The organism is Streptomyces sp. MnatMP-M17, from assembly GCF_900091995.1.
Classification (GTDB): Bacteria; Actinomycetota; Actinomycetes; order Streptomycetales; family Streptomycetaceae; genus Streptomyces.
This window is the reverse complement of sequence record NZ_FMDK01001159.1, coordinates 1-1857: the sequence shown is the minus strand read 5'-3', so window position 1 is coordinate 1857 and position 1857 is coordinate 1. Positions and strand designations below refer to the sequence as shown.

At 70.0% G+C, this 1857-nt stretch carries 2 protein-coding genes and 1 pseudogene; 2 read left to right on the top strand and 1 reads right to left on the bottom strand.

What is annotated here, in order from left to right; translation table 11 throughout:
* Positions 1-197 (bottom strand): annotated as a pseudogene (locus GA0115259_RS39810) (serine protease); the annotation flags it as partial.
* A gap of 291 nt (positions 198-488) precedes the next feature.
* Between GA0115259_RS39810 and GA0115259_RS37285 the strand changes: the two are divergent.
* On the top strand, positions 489-1010 hold the full coding sequence (locus GA0115259_RS37285) for a universal stress protein (protein ID WP_066956441.1): 522 nt from the start codon (positions 489-491) through the stop codon (positions 1008-1010).
* 263 nt (positions 1011-1273) lie between these two features.
* A complete protein-coding gene (locus GA0115259_RS37280; RefSeq protein ID WP_093604976.1) occupies positions 1274-1852 on the top strand; it encodes an acetate uptake transporter in 579 nt (192 codons plus the stop codon).
* Positions 1853-1857: the final 5 nt, after the last annotated feature.

The window sequence follows — 1857 nt, the reverse complement described above, 5'->3', positions numbered from 1 at the left end:
CACCTCCCCGCCGCCCGGGGCGGCGGCGGCCCGGCAGCCGGTTCCACGGCCCGCTCCGCGAGCGACCGGGCGTCGGACACGGCGAGTCCGCCGCCCGCCGGATCCGCCTCGTCCGTCGCCGAGGTCGCGCGCAGCGTCTCACGCGCGTCGCGACGTGGAGCGTCCGGAGTGGCCTGAGCGGTCGGTGATGCGGGCACGGGTGCTCCCTCGAAGTGACGATATGACCGATGGCCAACGAGGAGCGGAGCCCTCCGGTCACTCCTCGGACAACTGTAGGGGCCATCCGGCATTGCCATCCCGGGCAGCCTCGTGCATGCTCCCTGGAACGCCGCGTGTGGGGCGGCGGGCTCTGGGCATGAGAAGAGTGTCGCCGTACCCTTATGGGTACGGATTGGGAAGATGATTCCCGGACACGGCACCCGCCCACCACGACACCCGCCACGACCATTGTTGTCCCTTCCCAAGAGGACCTCTTTAGCCGAGACGCCATGGCTGGTCACGAAATCCCCGAACCCGCAGACCGCAAGCGCGTGGCCGACCCTCTGTCGGACCTGCGAGCGGCGGAACAGACAGATGCCTCCTGCGATCCCGCCTTCCGGCACGGAGTGGTCGTCGGCTTCGACGGCTCGACCTCCAGCGAGCGGGCGCTCGCGTACGCCATCGGCATGGCCAAACGGCTGGGCTCCGGCCTGATCATCGTCCATGTCGCCAACCGGCTCCCGACCACGGTCTGGGCGGGCTGCGAACCGCCGGTCTTCGTGGATGTGCCGGACCACCGCACCGAGGTGCTCGGACTCGAACTGGCCTGCGCGGACTATCTCGCCGAGGTCCCGTGGATCCTGGTCGAGCGCGGCGGTGACATCTGCCATGAGCTGGAAGAGGTCGGCGAGGAGTATTCGGCGGACGCGATCGTCGTCGGCTCCACCCACGGCATCGTCGGGCGGATCTTCGGCTCGGTGGCGGGACGGCTCGCACGGCGCGCGCAGCGGCCCGTCGTGGTGATTCCCTGACGGTCGGGCGCGATTCCCTGACGCCCGCTCGGTTCGACGCGGTACGACTCGACTCGACTCGACCTGACGCGATCCGGCCCGACCCGATGTGATCCGGCCCGGGCGCCGCTCTGCCCGCCGCACTTCACATCGTCTGAGTAAGTGTCAACTCCCTTGCGCCCAAGGTGAATTTACTCACGCGTAGAGGTGCATCGTGCCCTTGTGAAGGGTACATAACGGTCGCTGGGAAACAGCACACCCGCACATCATGAAGGGAGCCCGCCGTGGACAACGACGTCTCTGCGGGAAGCACCACCTCGACTTCGGTTCTCGGCCATCTCGCGCTCGGACTCACCCTGCTCGCCTTCGGCATCGGCCACACCGCCGTCATCGACGGAGCGACGGCGGCCGACGCCGTCCCGCTCGCGCTGTACGTCGGCGGTGTCGCGCTCTTCGTCGCCGGACTGCTCGAATTCCGGGCGGGCCGTTCATTCACCGGTACGGCCTTCGCGGGCCTCGGAGCCTTCTGGTTCACCTGGGGGACGGGCGTCGGCGATCAGATCTCCGCCGACGCGGCCGGCCTCTTCCTCCTCCTGTGGGCGCTGCTGGCGCTCAGCCTCACCTTGGGCGCGGCGGACGCGGGGCCGCTGTTCCAGGGCACGTACGGACTGCTCACCGTCGCACTGCTGCTGCTCGCCGTCGGACAGTTCGCCGACAGCACCGGGCTCGCCAAGATAGGCGGCTGGGTCGCCGCCGTGGCGGGCCTCGCCGCCTGGTACGGAGCGACGGCCGCGCTCGCCAAGTGGCCGACCGCACTGCCGCGCCGTCGTGCTGCCGGCCGGGGGGTGACGGCCACCGGCTGAGGCAG

What these genes read in the sequence shown, in the direction of transcription:
- GA0115259_RS37285 (WP_066956441.1), top strand. Translation starts at nt 489, where the DNA reads ATGGCTGGTCACGAAATCCCCGAACCCGCAGACCGCAAGCGCGTGGCC.